The following is a 21060-nucleotide window of genomic DNA, read 5'->3' on the forward strand; positions in this document are numbered from 1 at the left end:
GGCCTTGAGGGCCGCGAGGTCGGGCGCGTACCCGCTGAAGGTGCAGAGGACGTGCTCCAGGAAGACCGGCAGGTTGGCGTGCATACGGCGGAAGACCTCGGCCTGTGCCGGGGCATCTCCGGGGGCTCCCCTGAAAGGGGCGGCGGGGTGCTCCGGAGCCGGCGCCCTCAGCTCATCGAGTTGCGTCGCTGACGGATGAGCAGCAGGAGGCCACCCGCCGCAAGCAGCAGCACGGCGAGTGCGGGAATCCCCCACCCGATTCCGACACCGGTGGCTGCGAGCGTGCTCACAGCGACCCGCGCGTCGTCTTCGGCCTGAACCGGGTCCCCGGCGGGCGGGTTGCCGGCTACGGAGGCGTGGTTGTCCACGAACCCGCGGTTCCGGTCGGCGCCGGTGACCGTGTAGGTCGCGGTCGCCGTGACGGACTGACCCGGAGCAAGTACTCCGGCCTCGCCCGGCCACTGGCCGTAGGTGATCTCCGACAGACCGTCCAGCTCGTCGCTGATCGTCACCTCGGTGAGGGTGACGTTGCCGGTGTTCGTCGCGACGAAGGTGTAGGTGACCTGGTCACCGGCGAGTGTGCCGGTCTTCACCAGGTCGACGACGCCCAGCTGCGGCAGCGGCGTGGTCACTTCGTCGACGTCGTCGACCGGGTCGCCGGTGGGCGGGGTACCGGTCGTGGTCGCGACGTTGTGCACGGTGCCCGCGTCGATGTCTGCCTGCGTGAGCGTGTAGGTCGCCGTCGCGACGACCTGCTCGCCCGGAGCCAGAACCCCGGCCTGACCCGTCGGCCACGTGAAGGAGAGGTCGGACAGCCCTGCCAGCTCGTCGAGGATCGACACATCGGTGAGGGTGACGTTCCCCGTGTTCGTGGCGGCGAAGGTGTAGGTGATCTCGTCACCGGCCACCGATCCCGCGCCCTGATCGAGGCTGCTCGACTTGCGCAGCTCGATCGCCGGACCCGGCGTCACCGGAACGGTCACGTCGTCCTCGTCGGAGACGTTCTCGCCCTGGGGCGGTGTGCCGCTCGCGGTCGCGGAGTTGTTCACCTGACCCGCGTCGACGTCGGCCTGCGTCAGCGTGTACGTGGCCGTCGCGGTGACGGACCGGCCCGGAGCAAGGGCTCCGGCCTCGCCCGGCCACGGGCCGTAGGTGATCTCCGACAGGCCGTCCAGCTCGTCGCTGATCGTCACGTCGGTGAGGGTGACGTTGCCGGTGTTCGTCGCGACGAAGGTGTACTCCACCGTGTCGCCGACGTGCCCGGTCGCGCCCTCGACGAGGTTCCCGGTCTTCACCAGGTCGATCACGGGCAGCTGCGGCAGCGGCACGTCGTGCTCATCACCGTCTTCGACCAGGTCGCCCGATGGGGGGTTGCCCGTCGCGGTCGCGGCGTTGTGCACGGTGCCGGCGTCGATGTCGGCCTGCGTCAGCGCGTAGGTCGCCGTCGCAGTGACCTGCTCCCCCGGGCTGAGCACCCCGGCCTCAGCAGGCCAGGAGTAGGAGAGGTCCGAGAGACCTTCCAGCTCGTCGGTCATCGAGACGCCGGTCAGCGTGACGTTGCCGGTGTTCGTGGCGGTGAGCTCGTACTCGACGAGGTCGCCAGGAACGACGGTGGCACCGTCCTCGAGGCCTCCCGTCTTCACCAGCTCGATGCCCGGGGTCGGGTCGACGGGGATGATCTCGAGGTCCTCGTCGTCGACCGGCTCGCCCGAGGGCGGGGTACCGGTCGTGGTCGCGGTGTTCTCGACGCGGCCGTTGTCCACGTCGGCCTGGGCCAGCACGTAGGTCGCGGTCGCGGTGACGGTCTCGCCCGGCTCGAGGACGCCGCGCTCGCCCGGCCATGCGTCGTAGGCGACGTCGGAGAGGCCGTCGAGCTCATCGGCGATGGCGACGTCGGTCAGTGTGACGTTGCCGGTGTTCGTCGCGGTGAACGTGTAGGTCACCACGTCGCCGACCCGTCCCGTGGCGCCGTCCTCGATCGCGCCGGTCTTCACCAGCTCGATCGCCGGGTTCGCGTCCAGCGGCACGTCGTGCTCGTCCGTGTCGGTGACGTCCTCGCCGCTCGGGGGGGTGCCGACGGCGGTCGCCGCGTTGTGAACCAGGCCCGTGTCGATGTCGGTCTGCGTCAGCGCGTACGTTGCCGTCGCCGTGACGTGGTCGCCCGGGGCAAGCACGCCTGCCTCACCGGGCCAGCTGTAGGACAGGTCGGACAGGCCCTCCAGCGCGTCGGTGATCGAGACGTCGATGAGGGTGACGTCACCGGTGTTGGTGACGGTGAAGGTGTACTCGATCGTGTCGCCCGCTGCGCCGGTGTCGCCGTCGGCGAGAGCACCGGTCTTGACCAGCTCAAGAGCCGGGTTGTCGGGGAGCACGATCTCCGCGTCGTCCTCGTCCGTGACCGGAGGGCCGGTCGGTGGGTTCCCCGACACGGTTGCCGAGTTCTGGATGATCCGGTTGTCGCGATCGGACTCGGTCACCTGGTAGGTGGCGGTCGCCGTGACGGACTGACCGGGCTCGAGCACGCCGGGCTCGCCCGGCCAGGTGTAGATCAGGTCGGACAGGCCCGGCTTCGGGTCGGCGATCTCGACACCGGTCAGCCTCTGGTCGCCCGTGTTCGTCGCGGTGAAGGCGTACTCCACCGTGTCGCCGACGGCGCCGGTGCCGCCGTCCTCGAGCACCGCGTCCTTCACGAGCTCGATCGCTGGTGCCGGCGCTGCCGCGCAGTTGCCGGCGATGAGCGCAAGGAGAACGTCCGAGAGACCGTCGAAGCTGGTCGCGAAGTAGTCGCTGCCCTCGGTCGGGCCTGAGATCTGCGCCATGTGCTCACGGAACTCGTCCATGTTCGTGATGTTGTCGGTGAGACCGACGCCGACGATGCGTGTGCCGGAAGCCTTCAGAGCGTTCGCGGAGCTCACAGCCGCCGTGATCGTGGCCGTGTTCGTCGAGCTACCCGGGCCCTGAGCCGGGCTGCCGTACTGCGTCGGGTTCCCGTCCGTGACGAACAGCAGCGCGTCGTAGGTCTCCGGCGAACCGTCGACCGCTGCGAACGCACGGTCCCAGTTCGTCCCTCCCTGGGCGGAGGCAGGCCGCTGGATACCCCGTACCCAGCTGGTGACCGATGCGACGCCAGCGTCGTCGAGAGCGGTCAGCGGCAGCGGGGTGTTGCTGCCAGCGCTGGTCGCTGGTGCGTTGGACGCGAAGTTGTGCAGCGACAACCGCACGGGGTAGTCGCTCAGCCTGTCGGCGAGCACTGCCACACGGTCGCGCATCTGCTCCAGCTGCGTGTCGTCGACCGAGTTCGACAGATCAAGGCTCATCGCCAGGTCGAGCTCGCATCTCTCGGGCATCGACGGGTTCGGCGCCGGCGGAGTCGACGACTCCACGGCCTGAGCAACGCCCGCCCCGCTCACTGCCATCAGCGACGCGACGAGTGCCACGGCGAGGGACTTCGCCCCCCTTCGGCTCCTCCAGGGCCGGCTCCGACCGGTCGTCACCACCTTGGACGCAACGGAGTCTGGAAGACTCCCTCGATTCTGGTCGTGCACGTGATTCCTCTCGCAAGATCGACACGAGGGACACGCACACATCACGGGCATGACAGCACGGGGTGCTCCATCGCAACAGGCGATGAAGCGCCGACGACGCATGAACCACTCCCCCGCCGCCGGCCGGGGGGATACCACGCGGCCTCCCTCTCCTTCGAGTCAAGCTCGACCGACTCGGGTCTGCGGTGACAGAAGGGAGAATGACCCCCACACGGGGTCGCGATCTGCAGAAAAGACCCCTCGCGGGGGTCACTGGCCCGAACGGTCCTCAGCCCCGGCGAGGTCCTCGAGTGTGAGATAGCCGTCGAGGACCGCCGTTCGGCTCCACTGCGCTCGGGACGTCAACGGACGATCAGCCGCAGTGTACTTGTCACGGATGCGTTGTAAGTACTTTTTCGCGGTGTCCGGCTTGACTCCGATCGACGACGCCACCGCATTGATCGGCAGTCCGGAGGCGTAGAGCACCAGCGCGCGCTCTTCTTGATCGCTGAGCTGTGGCTGGTTCGGGTCCTGGGCGATCAAGGAGGCAAGCTCCGGCGAGATCCACGTCTCACCGGTCAGGACCTCGCGCAGCGCACCGAGGATCCTCACCTCGCTGTCCCGCTTACCGATCAGGCCGTGCACTCCGATCTGAATCATCCGTCGTGCGAGAGGCGGCGATGTCAGCGCGGAGAAGAGCACGACGCGCACACCGGTCGCCAACAGCTGTCGCACGGTCTCAGGTTGAGCGTGTGGGCCTCGCTCGACCATGAGATCAAGCAGCACGAGATGTGGCCGCGAGCCTGGCTCTGTCTCTTCGAGCCACGACATGAATGTCGGCAGATCCTCGCCGTCGTACACGACGTCCATGTCTGACTGCGCGTCGATCAGTGCGGTCGCATATCTACGCTGGAGCAGGTGGTCTTCGATAACAGCTATCTGATACATGGGCCCTAGTTCCGCTCCCAGGCAGAGCCGGTGCGCGCGCCCCTCCCCTGAGAGCGCTCCACGCCGATGTGTCCCTTGCCGTTGGGAGGAAATGGATGAACTGCAACACTCCGGGGAGGAAGATCCGAGAGCGCACCTCGTGCGGTCTCGGTCGCCCTCGGCGGTGATACCCGTGCGTCACGACAGCTCGGGGCCCGCCCGCAGTCGCCTGTGCGGGCAGGTCCCGAGCCGGCGTGCTCGCGGAGGGTCAGGCTCGTGCTCGCGCGCGCCTGACGAGCAGGAACACAGTGCCGAGGAGGAGCAGCGAGGCTGCCCCGACGGCGAGGCCGGTCACGCCGGCCCCGGTGGCGGGCAGGTTGCCCTCCGTCGGGCTCGCCGAGGTCACCGGCGCGGCAGCGACGGTGACTGTCTGCGCCGCGTCGTTGATGTCCGTGTGCTCAGCGACCGGGCTGCTGGTGGTGTCGGTACCGACGTGGAGCTCCTCGAAGGCCACCAGCGTCTCGCCGGCACGGCCCGCGGGAACGACGAACGTGACGTCGACGGAGCCGTCCGTCTCGGCCGGGGTGAACGTCGTCGACCCCGTGATCCCGGTGCTCGTGCCATCGGACTTGCGCACGAGCTCACCGGTCACGGTGTACTCGGTCCCGGGCACGAGGTTCTGGTAGGAGACCGTGTCGATGACGGTGCCGCCCCTCCAGTCCAGCGCTCGGTCACCGTCCGCGGAGTCGACGAGCGACGTCCCGATCACCGGGGCCGGCGTCTGGGGCAGCGCCTCGATCGTCACCGTCTGCGCCGCATCATCGATGTCCTCGTGCACGGCGACCGGGTCGGTGGCCGTCTGTGTACCGACGTGAAGCCGCTCGAAGGCGACGAGGTCCTCGCCCGCGTAGCCGTCGGGGACGACGAACATGACGTCGACGGAGCCGTCCGCCTCGGCCGGGGTGAACGCCGTCGACCCCGTGATCCCCGTGCCGACGGAGTCCGACTTGCGCACGAGCTCACCGCTCACGGTGTACTCGATGCCCGGTGTCAGATTCTGGTAGTCGATCGTGTCGACGACGGTGCCGCCGTTCCACGGCAGCACCCGGTCGCCATCGGCCGAGTCGACCAACGAGGTGCCGATCACCGGATCGGCATCGGTCGGCTGGGCGGACCACGACACCGAGGCCAGCGCCGTCGTCCTCGTGGTGCTCGGGGCGACGAGGACGATCGTCTGCGCGTGATCACCGGCGGTGGGAGCCCCTCCGGTGGCCGTCGGGACGGAGACGATCCGTCCGGTGCTGCTGGAGCCGGCGGCCGACACCTGGACGACGGCTTCGCCCGCCGTGGTCGAGTCGCGCAGATCCAGGTACAGCTCCTGGCCGTCGACGACGGCGCTCAGGTCGACCGCGCCTCCGCTTCCGTCCGTCACGGCGAGCGTCGGTTCGACGGACACGGTGACGGTGGGCTGGTTCGTGTCCACGACGAAGGGGCCGACGAGGGATCCCGCGCTCTGGGGCGCGGGCGGCGCGGTGATCGTCGCGGTCACCTCGAGCTCTTCCGGGCTGAGCCCCGGGTTCGCATTGGCACCCTCGACGAGATACCAGTAGGCCGTCTCGGAGTCTGGCGTCTCGAAGTTCCACGCCGCGTCCCACGTGAGGTCGGTGTATCGCCAGATCGCGTACTGCGTCGCCTCGATCGCGTCGTTCCTGGAGATGCCGGGAACCCCTGCGGCCGCGCCGAACTCCTCGAGGCTCAGCGCGGGGTAGCTGTGCGCCAGCACCCACAGGACCTTGCCCTGGACATCCGGGTCGGTGAAGTAGTTCTGCCCCAGGTAGCCGTCGAGATCACCCACCTCGCCCACGAGCCCGGTCCGGGCGGGGACGTCGTGCTCGAGGCAGTACGCCCAGTAGTCGATCTCCCCTGTCGGGGAGCCGTCGGACCGGATCGGGAACAAGCCGGTACCGCCATACCCCTCCCTGCCACCGACATAGACCATGTCGCCCGGCTCGACGTCAGCCGCCCCTGCGACCGCCCCCGGGACGAGGACCGCACCCAGCGCGAACGTCGCTGCGGCGAGCCACCGCCCCTTGCGTCGGGATCTGGGCAAGCTGTTGCGTGTCGTCACCATCTCGACTCTCTCCGTGTTCGACTCCCACGGGCGGGCTCGACCTCGCGCTCCGCCTCCCTCTTAGAGACATCGAACTTCGCGATCATGACGCCAGACCGAGCATCGGGTTTCGTAGCCCCGACGGTCAGGCACCAGCACTCGCGTCGGCGTCGACGACGAGCCGACACCGGGCCGGTTCACCGACGAAGCCGAATGGGCTGGCGTCTCGATCGCGGGTCGCCGAGAAGAAGGCTCGGGCGAATGACTTGCTTTTCGACACCGGGCCGACCGTCGTGCCACAACTGTCGAGATGCGCGACACATTGCCAAACCCGACGCGTCCTACCTTGACCGGAGTCCTGCCTTTGCGGGACCCGGTCAAAGTGCTGAACCCGATAGCTGCTCGGTTCAGGGAGAAAACCGTCGGGTCCCACCGTGGCTAAGATGCAACGCGGTCGACCGGTGCATGCGGATCCCTCCTTCCTTGCCCTAAGCGCCAAGTGGAGGAAGTCGCATCGTCCTGATCCCCGTCAGGGGTTTCCACGGCCCGATGACTCGGCCACATCGTCGCGACCTGGTTCTACCGCCCGCAATACCGCCGAGACAGGCAAGCGCAGGGCCCTTCGACGCTCCCGACGAACGTGCGCGCTCTGCTGAGACTCTGGGAGGCTCAGACCTCACTCAGATCGTTCGTGTCAAGGAGCACAGGCGGGCACGAGTTCGTTGGATCACTGCTTGCTCCTCGTTCAGACGCGCCGCGACCGCATCTATCTCAGCCCGCAACTCAGGGCACATGTCAAGGGTCAAACCGTCATCGCCCTCTCTTGCGCAGTCGAGATAGCGGCGGATGGTCGTGGTCGAAAGACCTGCGTCGATCATGGCTTTTATCTGCACCGCCCGGCCGACATCGGATTCAGAGTAGATCCGGTACCCCTTGGCGTCGCGGCCAGCGACCAGCACCCCACGATCCTCGTAGTGGCGAAGGGCGCGGGCAGAGACACCCACGCGAGCGGCAAGCTCACTGATCAACACGTCGACCCCCGAACTTGCCTTCTCGCTGACGTGAACCTCTACCGTCCACCACCATGAGACGCGTAACCACCGGACCAGCCGTGATCATCCACGGCTACGGCGCGACCCCCAGAGACCATTGGTTCGACTGGCTTGCCGACTGCCTCAGGCGCGACGGGACCCCTACCCAGATCCCTGCGCTGCCAGAGCCCAGCTCGCCTGATCCACGGGCGTGGTCCGATGCAACCTCACACGCGATAGGACGGCCTGGGCCAGGGTCGATCTTGGTGGCTCACAGCCTGGGCTGCCTCGCCGTGCTGAGACATCTCGCGTCCCTGGCGGGACCTTGGTCGCTGGGAAGGCTCGTGCTCGTTGCCGGTTTTGTCGACCCGCTGCCTGCGCTGCCTGAGCTCGACGGCTTCATCGACGGCGGGGTTGACGTCTCCGGTGTGGCAGAGAGGATCCGTGATCTCTCGGTTCTCCGCTCGGACAACGACCTTTACGTCCCGGGCGGTCATACCGACCGTCTCGCAGAGCTCCTCGGGGCCTCGGCGCGCGTGGTTCCTGGTGCGGGCCACTTCCTTGCCTCTGACGGCGTCACGTCCCTCCCCGAGGCCCTCGAGGTCATCACGTCGCACGAAGCCACGGACGGGCATTCGGCCAGTGGTGCGCGTCAACCGTGAACGACCGCTGTCCCCGAGGCGAGCGGTCTTCTGGCCCATGACGGTGAGACGTGCGACGGTCACGACGTGCGCCCGACCGGGACGGTGGCCACCGGCTGGGGAACCGTCGGCGCGGCTAGGCCGTGTCTCCCAATTTCGAGCGGAGGCGGGTGGCAGACACGGGCGATAGTTCGTGCCAGGTCTTGTCGGGCGAACAGTCCTGGACCGACTTCATCGAGGTACTGCGCGAAGCCATCGACGACGAGCAGGCCTCGGACTCTCGAGCGTGGGGACCACAGTCAACTCGGCGAGATCTCAATCTCGACGTCAGCATCATCAACCTCCTCGTGGGAGGCCGTTCACCGTTGCCGACGAACCCGATTCGCGTCACTCATCGATCCCCGATCTCAGCCTCGGGCGCGAGACGTCCTCTCCCGCGCGATGAAGTAGCAAGCGCTCCGACGACAGAACGCTTACCCCACGCGAACGCACCACCCACTGACCCCCAACAGACACCCACTTCGGCACCAGACCACCCACCCGCAGACCAAAGGCAAAGAAGCAGCCACGTTACATAGCGGGAGGATTGTGCAAGTAGGCTGCATATCGACACCAAGATCGTCGAGCAGCAGAACCACTACATCTGCATGTCGGCGAACCGTTGGTAGTGGCCCTGGAACGCGACGGTGATCGTGTCCGTAGGACCGTTACGGTGCTTGGCCACGATCAGGTCGGCCTCGCCCGCGCGGGGTGACTCCTTCTCATAGGCGTCCTCGCGGTGGAGCAGGATCACCACGTCAGCGTCCTGCTCGATACTGTTGTGTGCGGCGATGCCGTTGGCCACGAAGTTGTGCCCGTCGAGGACGGTGGCGTCGTAGACCTGCTTCTCCCCCATCGGCTCGATCGAGACGACCTCGTCCCACAAGAGGTCGTTGACCGCCATGATCTCGAGCTCCTCGCTCTCGAGCACGGCCGCGATCTTGCCGAGGCGGTGCCTCGACGGAGAGTTCTTCCACAGCGCGCTGCCGCAGAACTCGGTGCCGATCGCTGCCGCGAACTCGCGGTGCGTCATGCCGCGCTCGACGAGGATCTCGCGGACGTCGTCCCAGACCCGACGCGGAACGGTGTCGACGTTCGTGTTGGCGCGCGTCTCGCGGATGATCGTCAGCAGCTTCTCGGCGATATCGCCTCGGTCACCGTGCACACCGATCTCCTGGAGGAAGCGGCGCTGGTCGTCCACCCCGCTCACGTCCAGCGTGTACCCGGGACGGTACGACCCCTTGGGGGTCGCCGTCCGCACACGCGTCGAGATGCCGAAGCGGAGCAGGAGGCGCGACAGCCCGTCGATGATCTCGCGCGACGTCGAGGCGTAGTAAATCCGCCCGCTGCGCCCGTTCTTGTTGATCGTGACCGAGCCGTCCGTGGCCCAGATGTGCTTGATGAAGAGCGCGATCTGGCGCTTCGGCAGGTGGAAGACGCTCGTCGGGATGAACTTCTCGTGGCTGCGTGCGCCGAACAGCCCCATGTCGTCGAGCCACTCGGCGATGGGGTTCCGGCGGCCCCTGGCAAGGCGGTAGGGCGCGGGGAGGCGCAGGGTCGTGACTCGGGCCGCGGCGTAGTCGTCGCGGATCGGGGTGATACCGAAGGCACCTGCCGCCTCGGAGACGGTGGCGAGGTTCCGCTCGTCGATGGAGGCATAGCGGATCGGCTGTCGCTTCACGAACGACCCGTCGCCCAGGAGGTGCGCCAGCATGACGACCTTGCGGTCGTCCCACTCGAGGTTCCGCTCCGGGCCGGGGACGTGACGCGGCACCCCGATGCGCGACCCGACCTCAAGGTCGCCGAGCGCCGTCCAGCCGTCGTACGTGAGGAACGGGTGGTTCGCCGTCGCCTCGATCTCCTTGCCCGACGCAAGGCGCATCCGGAACACGGGCTTCACACCCGTGGGGAACACGTGCGTCAGGTGGCGGCGCACGTACTGGAGCCGGTCGTTGAGCGCCCACACCGGGACGTCCTTGGCATTGAGCGCGAACAGCTCGCCCAGGCTGGTCTCCGCGCCGGTGTCGGCGCGCAGGATCTTCGTGCCCTCCGTGAGGCAGCCCGACTCACGCAGGTCGCTCATCTGCGGCTTCTTGTCGCCACGCTGCTCAGGGCCACGGTTCAGCTGCGAGATCGCGATGACCGGAACCTCGAGCTCCTTCGCGAGGAGCTTGAGCGCACGCGAGAACTCCGAGACCTCCTGCTGTCGTGACTCGACGCGCTTGCCCGAGCTCATGAGCTGGAGGTAGTCGATCACGACGAGCTTCAGGTCGTGCCGCTGCTTGAGGCGTCGGCACTTCGCCCGGATTTCCATGAGCGACATGTTGGGCGAGTCGTCGATGAACAAAGGCGCCTCCGCGACCTTGCCCATCGTCGACGCGAGCTTCTGCCAGTCCTGCTCGTCCATCTTCCCGGACCGCATCCGCGTCAGCGGCACCCGCGCCTCCGCGGCGAGAAGACGCATGGTGATCTCGTTGCGGCTCATCTCCAGCGAGAAGATGACGGACGACATCTGGTGATGCACCGCGGCATGGGTCGCGACATTGATGCCGAGAACCGAGTTGTGCGTGGGCACCATCGATCGTCCTGCCAGGTACAGGTGCGAGGGATGGTCGACCTCGACGCAGCGCACCGGCACGGACTCGACCCGGCGGACGTCGACGACGAACCGCGACGTGAGCCGCGCGGTGCCTGGGCGACGACGCTCCTTGTGGACGAGGCGCTTACGCTCCAGCCAGAAGACGTCGTCCTCGGTCGTGAAGGTGATCGTGTACGCCGTCGACGACGCCTCGGTCCGCCCCTTCACGGTCTTCGTCGACCAACCTGTGCGGTACCCGAGCGACAGGATGAGCTCACGCGTCTCGCGCGCGAGGCGCTCGCTCGTCAGGCTGATCTGAACGCTGCCCTGCGGCATGACGGTGCCGTCGGTGTCGAGCAGACCCGCCAGAAGGTCTCGACGCTGGGCCTCACTCGCGCGCAGGTAGGCGGCCGGGATCCCGCCGGTCGTCGGCACACCGAGCGCGAGCAGATCCTTCACCTCCGGTTGCGCGACGTAGCCCAGCCCCTCGACCCGCATCGCGACCTCGGGGTCGGTCGAGGTCGACTCGGCACGGCGGGAGCTGCCGTCGCCCAGCCAGACGCCGAGTGCGTAGGGATGGATCGGGAGGTCGGCCTCGGGAAGGTCGAGCGGCGCTGCGGTGGCGATCGAGTGGTTCGCGCGCCGGTCGGCCGTCGCGGTCCGGACCGTGGCGGCGAGCTCCTCGGTCGTGCGCACGGACGACTCAGGCGTCTCGCCGGCGCGCGCCGCGCCCCGCTGGGCGGGGGTCGAGGTCACCCACTGGTGCTGCGCGTCCGCGACGATCACCGTGCCGTCGTCGAGCTCGACCTCGTAGCACGGGCGGTCGACCATGACCTCGGTCGCCGCGACGACCCGCGTGGGTGTGCCGTCCGCGGAGACGAGCAGGTCGCCGACCACGACGTCGCCCATCGTCGTCCAGCCCGACGGCGTGACGAGGGGCGTGTCGAGGGCGAGGGCCTTGCCGATGGCCGGTCGCGCCGCGACGACGATCATCTGGCCGGGGTGCAGACCGTTGGTGAGCCGGTCGAAGTCGGAGTAGCCGGTCGGGACTCCGGTCATGCCCTCGCCGCGGCCCTGGGCGGCCTCGATCTCGTCGAACGTCGGGCCGAGGATCTCCGAGAGCGGGAGGTAGTCCTCGGTCGTTCGGCGTTCGGTGACGGCGTAGACCTCGGCCTGGGCGTTGTTGACGATCTCGTCGACGTCGCCGCCGTCGGTCGCGTAGCCGAGCTGCACGATGCGCGTGCCGGCCTCGACGAGGCGGCGCAGCACCGCGCGCTCGCGCACGATGCGCGCGTAGTACCCGGCGTTCGCGGCGGTCGGGACGCCGGCCATGAGGTCGTGGATGTACGGGGCGCCGCCGATGCGCTGGAGCTCGCCGCGCTTGGTCAGCTCCGCGACGACGGTGATGGCGTCGGCGGGCTCGCCGCGGCCGTAGAGGTCGATGATCGACTCGTAGACGACCTCGTGCGCGGGGCGGTAGAAGTCGGAGCCACGGATCTGCTCGATGACGTCGGCGATGGCGTCCTTGGACAGCAGCATGCCGCCGAGCACGCTCATCTCCGCTGCGACGTCCTGGGGTGGCGTCCGGTCGAAACCTGACGGCCCCGGTCCCCCGTAGCTCTCCTCGAGCTCCTCGATCGACATGCGCCCCTCGCTCCCCCGAGCCCGTCACGACCCACCGAGGGACCGCGCGACCGGGACAAACCTTCGTCGTACACGTGTTCTACAGCGGGCCACCCACACGACTGTCCCGGTGGCCGCGCCTCCCGCCTCCGACAGGCACGACCCCGCGACACTAGATCGCGGTTCCACACCCTGCAAACGGCCCTGTGCACGCCCGGTGGACAGGGACCCCCGAACCTGTGGACACAGTCCCCGTCGCTGTGCACACCCGGTGGAAAACGGTGTGGACAACCTCACGATCTCCCTGTGTACATCAGCCAGAGCGGCCCCTGACCTGCCTCGTCACTACCCTCAGGGGTGTGGAAGAAAGAAAGTCCGACGACACGCCGACGACACGCCGGACACCGCCCGGCCACCCCGGCGACACCCGGACGCCACCCGACCCCGCGTCGTCGTCCACAGGTCGCCGCACCCGCTCCCTGCTCGACCGCGAGATCCTCGCGCTCGCCGTCCCCGCGCTCGGTGCGCTCGTCGCGGAGCCGCTCTTCGTCCTCGTCGACAGCGCGGTGGTCGGCCACCTCGGCACCGCGCAGCTCGCCGGGCTCTCCCTCGCCTCGACGCTCCTGGTCACGCTCGTCGGGCTGTGCGTCTTCCTCGCCTACGCGACCACGGCCGCCGTCGCCCGCCGCATCGGCGCCGGGCACACGCGCGAGGCGCTCCAGTCAGGCGTGGACGGCCTGTGGCTCGCCGTCGGGCTCGGAGTGCTCCTTACTGCCGCGCTGTGGGCGACCGCACCCTGGGCCGTCGGCGCGATGGGCGGGACCGGCGAGGTCGCCGAGCACGCCGTCGTCTACCTGCGCTGGTCCGCGCTCGGCCTCCCCGGGATGCTCCTCGTCCTCGCCTCCACAGGCGTCCTGCGCGGCATGCAAGACACGAGAACGCCCCTGTGGGTCGCGGCGGGCGGCGCGACGTTCAACGCGGTCCTCAACGTCGTCCTCGTCTACGGCGCGGGCCTCGGGATCGCCGGCTCGGGCATCGGGACGGCCGTCGCGCAGCTCACCATGGGCGCGGTGCTCGTCGTCGTGGTCGTGCGCGGCGCCCGCCGCCACGGCGCGTCGCTGCGCCCCGCAGCAGGCGGCATCTGGTCCAACGCGCGCGCCGGTGCCCCGCTCTTCGTCCGCACCCTCTCGCTACGCCTCGCGATCCTCCTCACCGTCTTCGTCGCGACCGGGCTCGGCGAGGTCACGCTCGCCGGCTACCAGGTCGTGAACTCCGTCTGGGGGCTCGCCGCCTTCGCCCTCGACGCGCTCGCCATCGCCGCGCAGGCGCTCGTCGGCTACGGGCTCGGGGCCGACGACGTCCCGCGCGTCCGCGCCGTCCTGCGGCGCACCCTGCAGTGGGGCGTCGCGGCCGGGGCGGTGATCGGCGTCGTCATGGCCGCGGGCGGCTGGTGGTTCGCGCTGCTGTTCACGTCGGACCCGGACGTCCGCACCGCCGTGGCGGTCGGCATGGCGGTGTGCGGGCTCCTGATGCCCATGGCGGGGTGGGTGTTCGTCCTCGACGGCGTCCTCATCGGCGCCGGCGACGGTCGCTTCCTCGCCTGGGCGGGCATGCTCACGCTCGTGGTCTACGTGCCGTTCGCGCTAGCCGTCCGGCACTGGGCGCCCGACGGCGCAGCGGGCCTCGCGTGGCTGTGGCTCGCCTTCGCGGGGGTCTTCATGGCCGCCCGCGCCGTCACCACCGGTCTCCGCGCCCGCGGCAGCGCCTGGATGGTCACCGGCACCGCCTGAACCTTCGGCGTCTCAGCCGCACGCGCGACGAAGACCCGGCCCCTCCGAGGAGGGACCGGGCCTTCGCGGACTGCTCAGCAGCAGATCAGGCAGCGACTACCTTCACCGCGAGGGTCGCGGAGACCTCCGGGTGGAGGCGGACGGAGACCGTGTAGTCCCCCGTCGCCTTGATCGGCTGGCCGATCTCGATCTTGCGCTTGTCGACCGACGCGCCCGCGGCGGTCACGGCGGACGCGATGTCCGCCGTCGTCACGGCACCGAAGAGGCGACCGGCGGCGCCGGCCTTCGCCTCGACGACGACCGGCTTCGACTGCAGCGAGTCGCGGATCGCCTTCGCGTCGTCGAGCGACGCGATCTCGCGGGCCTTGCGCGCCTTGCGGATCGCAGTCACCTGCGACTCGGCGCCCTTGGACCACGGCGTGGCGAGCTTGCGCGGGACGAGGAAGTTACGGGCGTACCCGTCCTTCACCTCGACGACGTCGCCGGGCTCACCGAGACCGGTGACCTCGTGGGTCAGGATCAGCTTGGCCATGAGTTCTCTCCCTTCCCGCTCAGCGAGCCGTCGACGTGTACGGCAGCAGCGCCATCTCGCGCGCGTTCTTCACCGCACGGGCGATCTGGCGCTGCTCCTGGACGGAGACGCCGGTCACGCGACGCGCGCGGATCTTGCCGCGGTCGGAGATGAACTTGCGCAGCAGCGCGGTGTCCTTGTAGTCGACCGACTCGATCTTGGCCGACTTCAGCGGGTTGGACTTCTTCTTGGGCTTGCGCACCACAGGCTTCGCCATGGTGTTGCTCCTCTACAAGGTGCGATCCCCGCGCGCGGACCGCGCCGACGAGCGGCGCAGCACCCGCGGGGACGGGTGTGTGTTCTGGGAGTGGCGGGCGATCAGAACGGGGGCTCGTCGGAGAACGAACCACCGGACGACGCGGGGCCAGCCGAGGCCCACGGGTCGTCGCTCTGCTGCTGACCGCCGCCGGAGCTGAATCCGCCGCCGGAGGCACCGCCGGAGTTGGCGCCACCTCCGTAGCCGCCACCGCCGCCGAAGCCGCCGCCACCGCCACCCGAGCGCTGGGCCCGGGTGACCTTCGCGGAGGCGTAGCGCAGGGAGGGACCGATCTCGTCCACCTGCAGCTCGACGACGGTGCGCTTCTCCCCCTCGCGAGTCTCGTACGAGCGCTGGACGAGGCGGCCCTGCACGATGACGCGCATGCCCTTCGTCAGCGACTCCGCGACGTTCTCCGCGGCCTCGCGCCAGATCGAGCAGCGCATGAACAGGGTGTCCCCGTCCTTCCACTCGTTCGACTGGCGGTCGAAGGTCCGCGGCGTCGACGCCACCGTGAAGTTGGCCACCGCCGCACCCGAGGGGGTGAAACGCAGCTCCGGGTCTCCCGTGAGGTTCCCGATCACCGTGATGACGGTGTCACCTGCCATGGCCAGCTCCTTCGTGTGTCGTCAGCATCGTCGCGTTCGTGCTCGTAACGGGTCTCGCGTCGCTCATCCCATCACGCGGCGCCCACACGCGCTACGGCGTGCAGCATCCCGGTGCGGGACGGTCGAACGGGGGACGCGGGGAGGATCAGCGAGCGTCCGTGCGCAGGATCTTGGTCCGCAGGACGACCTCGTTGAGGCCGAGCTGACGGTCCAGCTCCTTGGCGGTGTCGGAGGTCGACGTGAAGTCGACGACCGCGTAGATGCCCTCGGACTTCTTCTTGATGTCGTACGCCAGGCGGCGACGACCCCAGATGTCCACCTTGTCGACGGAGCCGCCGTCGGTCTTGATGACCGACAGGTACTTGTCGAGCGACGGGGCGACGGTGCGCTCCTCGATCTCGGGGTCGAGGATGATCATCAGTTCGTACTGACGCATGCGGATAACCCACCTCCTCTGGTCTTCGCGGTCACGGTCTCTCCGTGACAGGAGGGTTCATGCATTCGTGCTGCTGCCGCCCGACGCGCGGACGGCAGCTCCCCAGGGTACCCGCTCGGCGCGGGCCCCTGGAAATCTGCGGATCGACCGAGGTCAGGGGTTGTTGCCGTTCCCGCCGCCACCGGGCCCGCCACCGGGCCCCCCGCCGCCCCCGTCGCCGGGGTCAGGCGTCTCCGTCGGTTCCTCGGTCGGCTCCTCCGTCGGCTGCTCTCCCGGGTCGACGCCCTTCGAGACCACGAGCGCGATCGTCGAGCCCGGCGGGACCTCGGCACCGGCCGAGCCAGCCTTGATGACGATGCCGCGAGGCTCGTTCGAGAACTCCTCGGTGACCGCCCACTTGAGGCCGAGCGCCCGGAGGGCTGCCTTGGCGTCGTCGACGGTCCTTCCCTGGAGGTCAGAGGGCACCGTGACGTTCTCCGGCTGCTGCGGCTCTTCGGGCTCCTCGGTCGGCGTCTCCTCGGTGGGCTCTTCCGTCGGCGTCTCGGTCGGAGTCTCCGTCGGCTTCGGCTTGGGCGGCGTGTACGGCAGGAACTCGCCGACGGGCAGGTTGGCCGTCGCGGACTGCATGTACGACGTCCACGCCTCGACCGGCCAGGAACCACCCGTGATCTCGGGGTTGCGCATGTCGGCCCACTTGCCGAACGGTGTGATCTGCTCCTGCTCGTTCTCCGGCCCGGTCTGGTAGAGACCGACGACGGTGGCGAGGCCCGGCGTGAACCCGGCGAACCAGGCGGACTTGTTCTCGTTCGAGGTGCCGGTCTTGCCGGCGGCCGGACGGCCGATCGCCTGGGCGGGCTCGCCCGAGCCCTGCTCGACCACCTGGGACAGCGCGTACTGCGTCGCCGCCATGGTGTCGGTCTCGAACTCCTGAGTGCGCTTGTCCGCGCCAGGCGCCTGGTAGACGAGGTTTCCTCGTGAGTCGACGACCTCCGACACGATGTGCGGTGTCGACCGCATCCCTCCGGCCGCGATCGTCGCGTAAGCGTTGGTGAGCTCGAGCGGCGTCACGGTCGCGGTACCGAGCACGTTCGCCGCGTTCCCCAGCACCTCGGTCTTCTCGGAGATGCCGAGCCGGTGTGCCACCTCGGCCGTCTTCTCCGGCCCCGTCTCGATGTTGAGCGCGGCGTAGACGGTGTTCACGGAGTTCGCCGTGGCCTTGACCAGGTCGATGTTCCCGTACGGCACGTCGCCGAAGTTGCGAACCTTCCAGTCGCCACCGTCGTTCGCCCCCTCGAACGTGAGCGGGGAGTTGCCGTCATAGCGCTCGTCGAGGGTGTGCCCGTCCTCGAGAGCCGCCACGAGCGTGAAGGGCTTGAAGGTCGAGCCGCCCTGGGCGGCACCGAGCGTCGCGTTGTTGTACTGGTTCTTGAGGAAGTCGGCACCCCCGTACAGCGCGCGGATCGACCCGTCGTTCGGGTCGATCGAGACGAGCGCCGCGCGGAGGTTCGGGGAGACGGGGTTGTCGTCGCCGCGGCTCTCCTGGGGCAGCGTGTCGATGGTGTCGATCGCGGCCTGCTGCATCGCCGGGTCGATCGTCGTGGTGATCTTGTAGCCCTTGCTCGTGAGGTCGGCCTCGGAGATGTCGATGCCCTCGCTCGCCAGCTCCTTCTCCACCATGGCGAGCAGGTACCCGCTCGGCCCGGCGTACTTGTCCGACTTCACGTACGGGATCGTCTCCGGGAACCCGGCCGCGATCGCCTCGTCGTACTGGGCCTTGTCGATGTGACCGTCGTCCCGCATGTTCTTGAGCGACCGGCCCCAGCGATGCTGCGCCTGCTCGGGGTTGTTCGCGGGGTCCCAGTTCGTCGGGTTGGGGATGATGCCCGAGATCATCGCCGCCTGGGAGATCGTGAGGTCCGCCGCGTTCACGCCGTAGTACTTCTGGGCCGCCGCCTGGATTCCGTACGCGCCACGACCGAAGTAGATCGTGTTGAGGTAGTTGCCGAGGATGTCTTCCTTCTCCTGCTGCTGCGTGATCTTCAGCGCGAGGATGGCCTCGCGGGCCTTGCCCGCGTAGTCCGTGACGGTGTCCGTGTAGTACCGCTCGACGTACTGCTGCGTGAGCGTCGAGGCGCCCTGGCGACCCCCGCCCTTGAGGTTGTTGTAGAAGGCACGCGCGATGCCCCGGAAGTCCACGCCGGAGTTCGTCCAGAAGGTGCTGTCCTCCGAGGCAACGACGGCGTTGCCCACGTAGTCGGGCAGCGACGCGTAGTCGACGATCTCGCGGTTCTCGACCGCGTACGTGCCCATCTCCGTCGTGCCGTCGCCCCAGTAGACCGTCGAGGTCTGGGCACCCACGCTCGGGAGCTTCGTGGGGACGTCGGTCGTGACCCACGCGGCGACGAGCACGCCCGCGACGAGCGCGACGCCGGTCAGCATGGTCCCGACGACGACGCGCCAGGACGGCAGCCAGCGGCGGAAGCTCTTGACGTGCGAGCGGGGGTAGTTGAAGAACCGACGGCGCCCGCGGGGGGTCGTCCGTCCGTTCGTCCTCGTGGATCGCGCCACGGTCTACCTTCCTCTGGGGGGCAACGGGAAGCCGGTTCCACGTCGTCCGCGGACCTGCTCGTGGCCCGCCGCGAGCGGACCGCCTGCCCGACGGCGCGTCCCCGCCTCGGGCGCGGGACGTCGTCGGGCACGGGGTCGGCACACGCCGGACCACACTGAACAATAGGGCGTCGCCCTGTCGGGACAAGGGTCCACGGCACTGGCGACGCGATCGTGCGCCATTGATTCGCCGCGGCGTCCCGCCGCCTCCGCGGCTCCTTCACATCTGTGGCGCGACGCGCCACACTCCTCGAAGATTGCACGACACATCGAGACGACCTAACCTGTCGATGTATCGACTCGATACATCGAGCCTCACAGCGAGCCCGCCGGGCACGCCGGGCGAGCGTCAGGAGGTGGGTTCGTGCGCAGCAAGACGCCGGTGCTCGAGACCGCGATCCTCGGCCTCCTCAAGGAGTCGCCCCTGCACGGGTACGAGCTGCGCAAGCGTCTCAACCTCATGCTCGGGTCGTTCCGCGTGCTGTCCTACGGCTCGCTGTACCCCGCCCTCAAGTCGCTGGTGGCCCGCGGGCTCATCACCGGCACGGAGCAGACAGCGGCGCAGTCGACGCTCGCGCCCGCCCTCTCGGGCAAGCGCGCGCGGATCGTCTACGAGCTGACGGCCGAGGGCAAGGAGCACCTCCAGAGCGTGCTGGCCTCGTCGGGGCCGGCCGCGTGGGAGGACGAGAGCTTCGACGTCCGGTTCGCGTTCTTCGCGCAGACCGACGCCGAGACCCGCATCCGCATCCTCGAGGGCCGGCGCACCCGGCTCACGGAGAGGCTGGAGGCGGTCAGGGAGTCCGCGGCTCGCACCCGCGAGCGGCTCGACGAGTACACGCTCGAGCTGCAACGTCACGGACTCGAGCAGGTCGAGCGCGAGGTGCGCTGGCTCGACGGTCTCATCACCACCGAACGCGACCGGAGCTCCGGGCACTCCCGGAGCACCACCCGTGCGCGGACCAGCAGCACCCCGCATCCTGCGGAACCATCCGAGCAGGAGCCCGACGGCGCGAGGCGTCCCGAGGACCCTGGAACAACGAACACCAAGGAGCGAGGATGACCTCCATCCGCGTCGCCATCGTCGGCGTAGGCAACTGCGCATCGTCCCTCGTCCAGGGCGTGCACTTCTACCGTGACGCCGACCCGAGCAGCACCGTCCCGGGCCTCATGCACGTGCAGTTCGGCGACTACCACGTCTCGAGCCTGGACTTCGTGGCGGCGTTCGACGTCGACGCGAAGAAGGTCGGGTTCGACCTCTCCGAGGCCATCAACGCCTCGGAGAACAACACGATCAAGATCGCGGACGTCCCGCCGCTCGGCGTGACCGTCCAGCGCGGCCCGACCCTCGACGGCATCGGCAAGTACTACGCGCAGACGATCGAGGAGTCGGACGCCGAGGCGGTCGACGTCGTCGCCGCGCTGCGCGAGGCCCAGGTCGACGTGCTCGTCTGCTACCTCCCCGTCGGCTCGGAGCAGGCCGCGAAGTTCTACGCGCAGGCCGCGATCGACGCGGGCGTGGCGTTCGTCAACGCGCTGCCCGTCTTCATCGCGTCCGACCCGGAGTGGGCCGCGAAGTTCGAGGAGGCCGGTGTCCCGATCGTCGGCGACGACATCAAGTCGCAGGTCGGCGCGACGATCACGCACCGCGTGCTCGCCAAGCTCTTCGAGGACCGCGGCGTCGTGCTGGACCGCACGTACCAGCTCAACGTCGGCGGCAACATGGACTTCAAGAACATGCTCGAGCGCGAGCGCCTGGAGTCCAAGAAGATCTCCAAGACGCAGGCCGTGACCTCGAACCTCGAGGGCCCGCTCGGCGGCAAGAAGGAGGACCGCAACGTCCACATCGGCCCGTCGGACTACGTCGCGTGGCTCGACGACCGCAAGTGGGCGTACGTGCGCCTCGAGGGTCGCGCGTTCGGCGAGGTCCCGCTGAACCTGGAGTACAAGCTCGAGGTCTGGGACTCCCCCAACTCCGCCGGCATCATCATCGACGCCGTGCGCGCCGCGAAGATCGCCAAGGACCGCGGCGTCGGCGGCCCGATCCTCTCGGCCTCGACCTACTTCATGAAGTCCCCGCCGGTCCAGATGGAGGACACGAAGGGGCGTGCGCAGCTCGAGGCCTTCATCGCCGGTGAGGTCGAGCGCTGACCCGGAACGGAGCGCAAGGTCAGCGCGACCGTAAGGGTCGAGCGCTGACCGAGAGAGTCGAGCGCTGACCTGGAGTACGTCGCAGGTCTGAGAATACGGGCGAGGCCCCCAGCCCAACAAGGGAAGGGGGGGGGCCCCGGGTGGCGGGGGGGGGGGGGGGGGAGCCCGCGG

General features: G+C 68.9%; 14 protein-coding genes. 4 read left to right on the forward strand and 10 right to left on the reverse strand.

Features of this window, described 5'->3' with window-relative positions:
- Positions 1–167 precede the first annotated feature (167 nt).
- The 4 genes from ACFWH7_RS13145 to ACFWH7_RS13160 form a co-directional block, all read right to left on the reverse strand.
- Positions 168–3317 carry a DUF7507 domain-containing protein gene (locus ACFWH7_RS13145; protein ID WP_378216954.1) on the reverse strand — a complete coding sequence of 1050 codons (3150 nt, stop codon included), beginning with the start codon at positions 3315–3317 and terminating at the stop codon, positions 168–170.
- 477 nt (positions 3318–3794) lie between these two features.
- Positions 3795–4472: a hypothetical protein gene (locus tag ACFWH7_RS13150; RefSeq protein ID WP_378216955.1), complete on the reverse strand. Its 678-nt coding sequence runs from the start codon at positions 4470–4472 to the stop codon at positions 3795–3797.
- A 247-nt stretch (positions 4473–4719) separates the two neighbouring features.
- Positions 4720–6561 (reverse strand): VaFE repeat-containing surface-anchored protein, encoded by a 1842-nt coding sequence (locus ACFWH7_RS13155; protein WP_378216956.1) that lies wholly within the window; start codon positions 6559–6561, stop codon positions 4720–4722.
- A 680-nt stretch (positions 6562–7241) separates the two neighbouring features.
- Positions 7242–7592, reverse strand: a complete 351-nt coding sequence (locus ACFWH7_RS13160; RefSeq protein ID WP_378216957.1) for a MerR family transcriptional regulator — start codon at positions 7590–7592, stop codon at positions 7242–7244.
- Between the two features lie 53 nt (positions 7593–7645).
- Here ACFWH7_RS13160 and ACFWH7_RS13165 point away from each other — a divergent pair, with 53 nt between their 5' ends.
- Positions 7646–8254: an RBBP9/YdeN family alpha/beta hydrolase gene (locus ACFWH7_RS13165; RefSeq protein ID WP_378216959.1), complete on the forward strand. Its 609-nt coding sequence runs from the start codon at positions 7646–7648 to the stop codon at positions 8252–8254.
- Positions 8255–8870: 616 nt separating this feature from the next.
- On the opposite strand, the gene ACFWH7_RS13170 is transcribed toward ACFWH7_RS13165, so the two are convergent.
- Positions 8871–12494 carry a replicative DNA helicase gene (locus ACFWH7_RS13170; RefSeq protein WP_378216960.1) on the reverse strand — a complete coding sequence of 1208 codons (3624 nt, stop codon included), beginning with the start codon at positions 12492–12494 and terminating at the stop codon, positions 8871–8873.
- 458 nt (positions 12495–12952) lie between these two features.
- Here ACFWH7_RS13170 and ACFWH7_RS13175 point away from each other — a divergent pair, with 458 nt between their 5' ends.
- Entirely contained in the window at positions 12953–14263 is a 1311-nt protein-coding gene (locus ACFWH7_RS13175; RefSeq protein ID WP_378216972.1) for an MATE family efflux transporter, read from the forward strand.
- An 85-nt stretch (positions 14264–14348) separates the two neighbouring features.
- On the opposite strand, the gene rplI is transcribed toward ACFWH7_RS13175, so the two are convergent.
- The 5 genes from rplI to ACFWH7_RS13200 form a co-directional block, all read right to left on the reverse strand.
- Complete coding sequence (rplI, locus tag ACFWH7_RS13180) at positions 14349–14795, reverse strand: 50S ribosomal protein L9 (protein ID WP_047230914.1); 447 nt, start codon at positions 14793–14795, stop codon at positions 14349–14351.
- Between the two features lie 19 nt (positions 14796–14814).
- On the reverse strand, positions 14815–15051 hold the full coding sequence (gene rpsR / locus ACFWH7_RS13185; RefSeq protein ID WP_021481584.1) for a 30S ribosomal protein S18: 237 nt from the start codon (positions 15049–15051) through the stop codon (positions 14815–14817).
- 101 nt (positions 15052–15152) lie between these two features.
- Positions 15153–15698 (reverse strand): single-stranded DNA-binding protein, encoded by a 546-nt coding sequence (locus tag ACFWH7_RS13190; protein WP_047230913.1) that lies wholly within the window; start codon positions 15696–15698, stop codon positions 15153–15155.
- A gap of 145 nt (positions 15699–15843) precedes the next feature.
- Positions 15844–16134, reverse strand: coding sequence for a 30S ribosomal protein S6 (gene rpsF / locus ACFWH7_RS13195; RefSeq protein WP_172819989.1), 291 nt, complete (start codon positions 16132–16134; stop codon positions 15844–15846).
- Positions 16135–16287: 153 nt separating this feature from the next.
- Positions 16288–18702, reverse strand: a complete 2415-nt coding sequence (locus ACFWH7_RS13200; protein WP_378216961.1) for a transglycosylase domain-containing protein — start codon at positions 18700–18702, stop codon at positions 16288–16290.
- 403 nt (positions 18703–19105) lie between these two features.
- On the opposite strand from ACFWH7_RS13200, the gene ACFWH7_RS13205 reads away from it, so the two are divergent.
- Both ACFWH7_RS13205 and ACFWH7_RS13210 read left to right on the forward strand, forming a co-directional pair.
- Positions 19106–19801 carry a PadR family transcriptional regulator gene (locus ACFWH7_RS13205; RefSeq protein ID WP_378216962.1) on the forward strand — a complete coding sequence of 232 codons (696 nt, stop codon included), beginning with the start codon at positions 19106–19108 and terminating at the stop codon, positions 19799–19801.
- Positions 19798–20889 carry an inositol-3-phosphate synthase gene (locus ACFWH7_RS13210; protein ID WP_141391282.1) on the forward strand — a complete coding sequence of 364 codons (1092 nt, stop codon included), beginning with the start codon at positions 19798–19800 and terminating at the stop codon, positions 20887–20889. The genes ACFWH7_RS13205 and ACFWH7_RS13210 overlap by 4 nt, the downstream gene beginning before the upstream one ends.
- The last annotated feature ends 171 nt before the right edge of the window (positions 20890–21060 follow it).

The organism is Cellulosimicrobium cellulans, from assembly GCF_042723955.1.
Lineage (GTDB): Bacteria > Actinomycetota > Actinomycetes > Actinomycetales > Cellulomonadaceae > Cellulosimicrobium > Cellulosimicrobium cellulans_H.

Bases quoted from the DNA above. Each gene is read 5' to 3' on its own strand.
- ACFWH7_RS13145 (WP_378216954.1), bottom strand. From the start codon at position 3,317: ATGAGCCTTGATCTGTCGAACTCGGTCGACGACACGCAGCTGGAGCAG.
- ACFWH7_RS13190 (WP_047230913.1), bottom strand. From the start codon at position 15,698: ATGGCAGGTGACACCGTCATCACGGTGATCGGGAACCTCACGGGAGAC.
- ACFWH7_RS13170 (WP_378216960.1), bottom strand. From the start codon at position 12,494: ATGTCGATCGAGGAGCTCGAGGAGAGCTACGGGGGACCGGGGCCGTCA.
- rpsR (WP_021481584.1), bottom strand. From the start codon at position 15,051: ATGGCGAAGCCTGTGGTGCGCAAGCCCAAGAAGAAGTCCAACCCGCTG.
- ACFWH7_RS13210 (WP_141391282.1), top strand. From the start codon at position 19,798: ATGACCTCCATCCGCGTCGCCATCGTCGGCGTAGGCAACTGCGCATCG.
- rpsF (WP_172819989.1), bottom strand. From the start codon at position 16,134: ATGCGTCAGTACGAACTGATGATCATCCTCGACCCCGAGATCGAGGAG.
- ACFWH7_RS13165 (WP_378216959.1), top strand. From the start codon at position 7,646: ATGAGACGCGTAACCACCGGACCAGCCGTGATCATCCACGGCTACGGC.
- rplI (WP_047230914.1), bottom strand. From the start codon at position 14,795: ATGGCCAAGCTGATCCTGACCCACGAGGTCACCGGTCTCGGTGAGCCC.
- ACFWH7_RS13150 (WP_378216955.1), bottom strand. From the start codon at position 4,472: ATGTATCAGATAGCTGTTATCGAAGACCACCTGCTCCAGCGTAGATAT.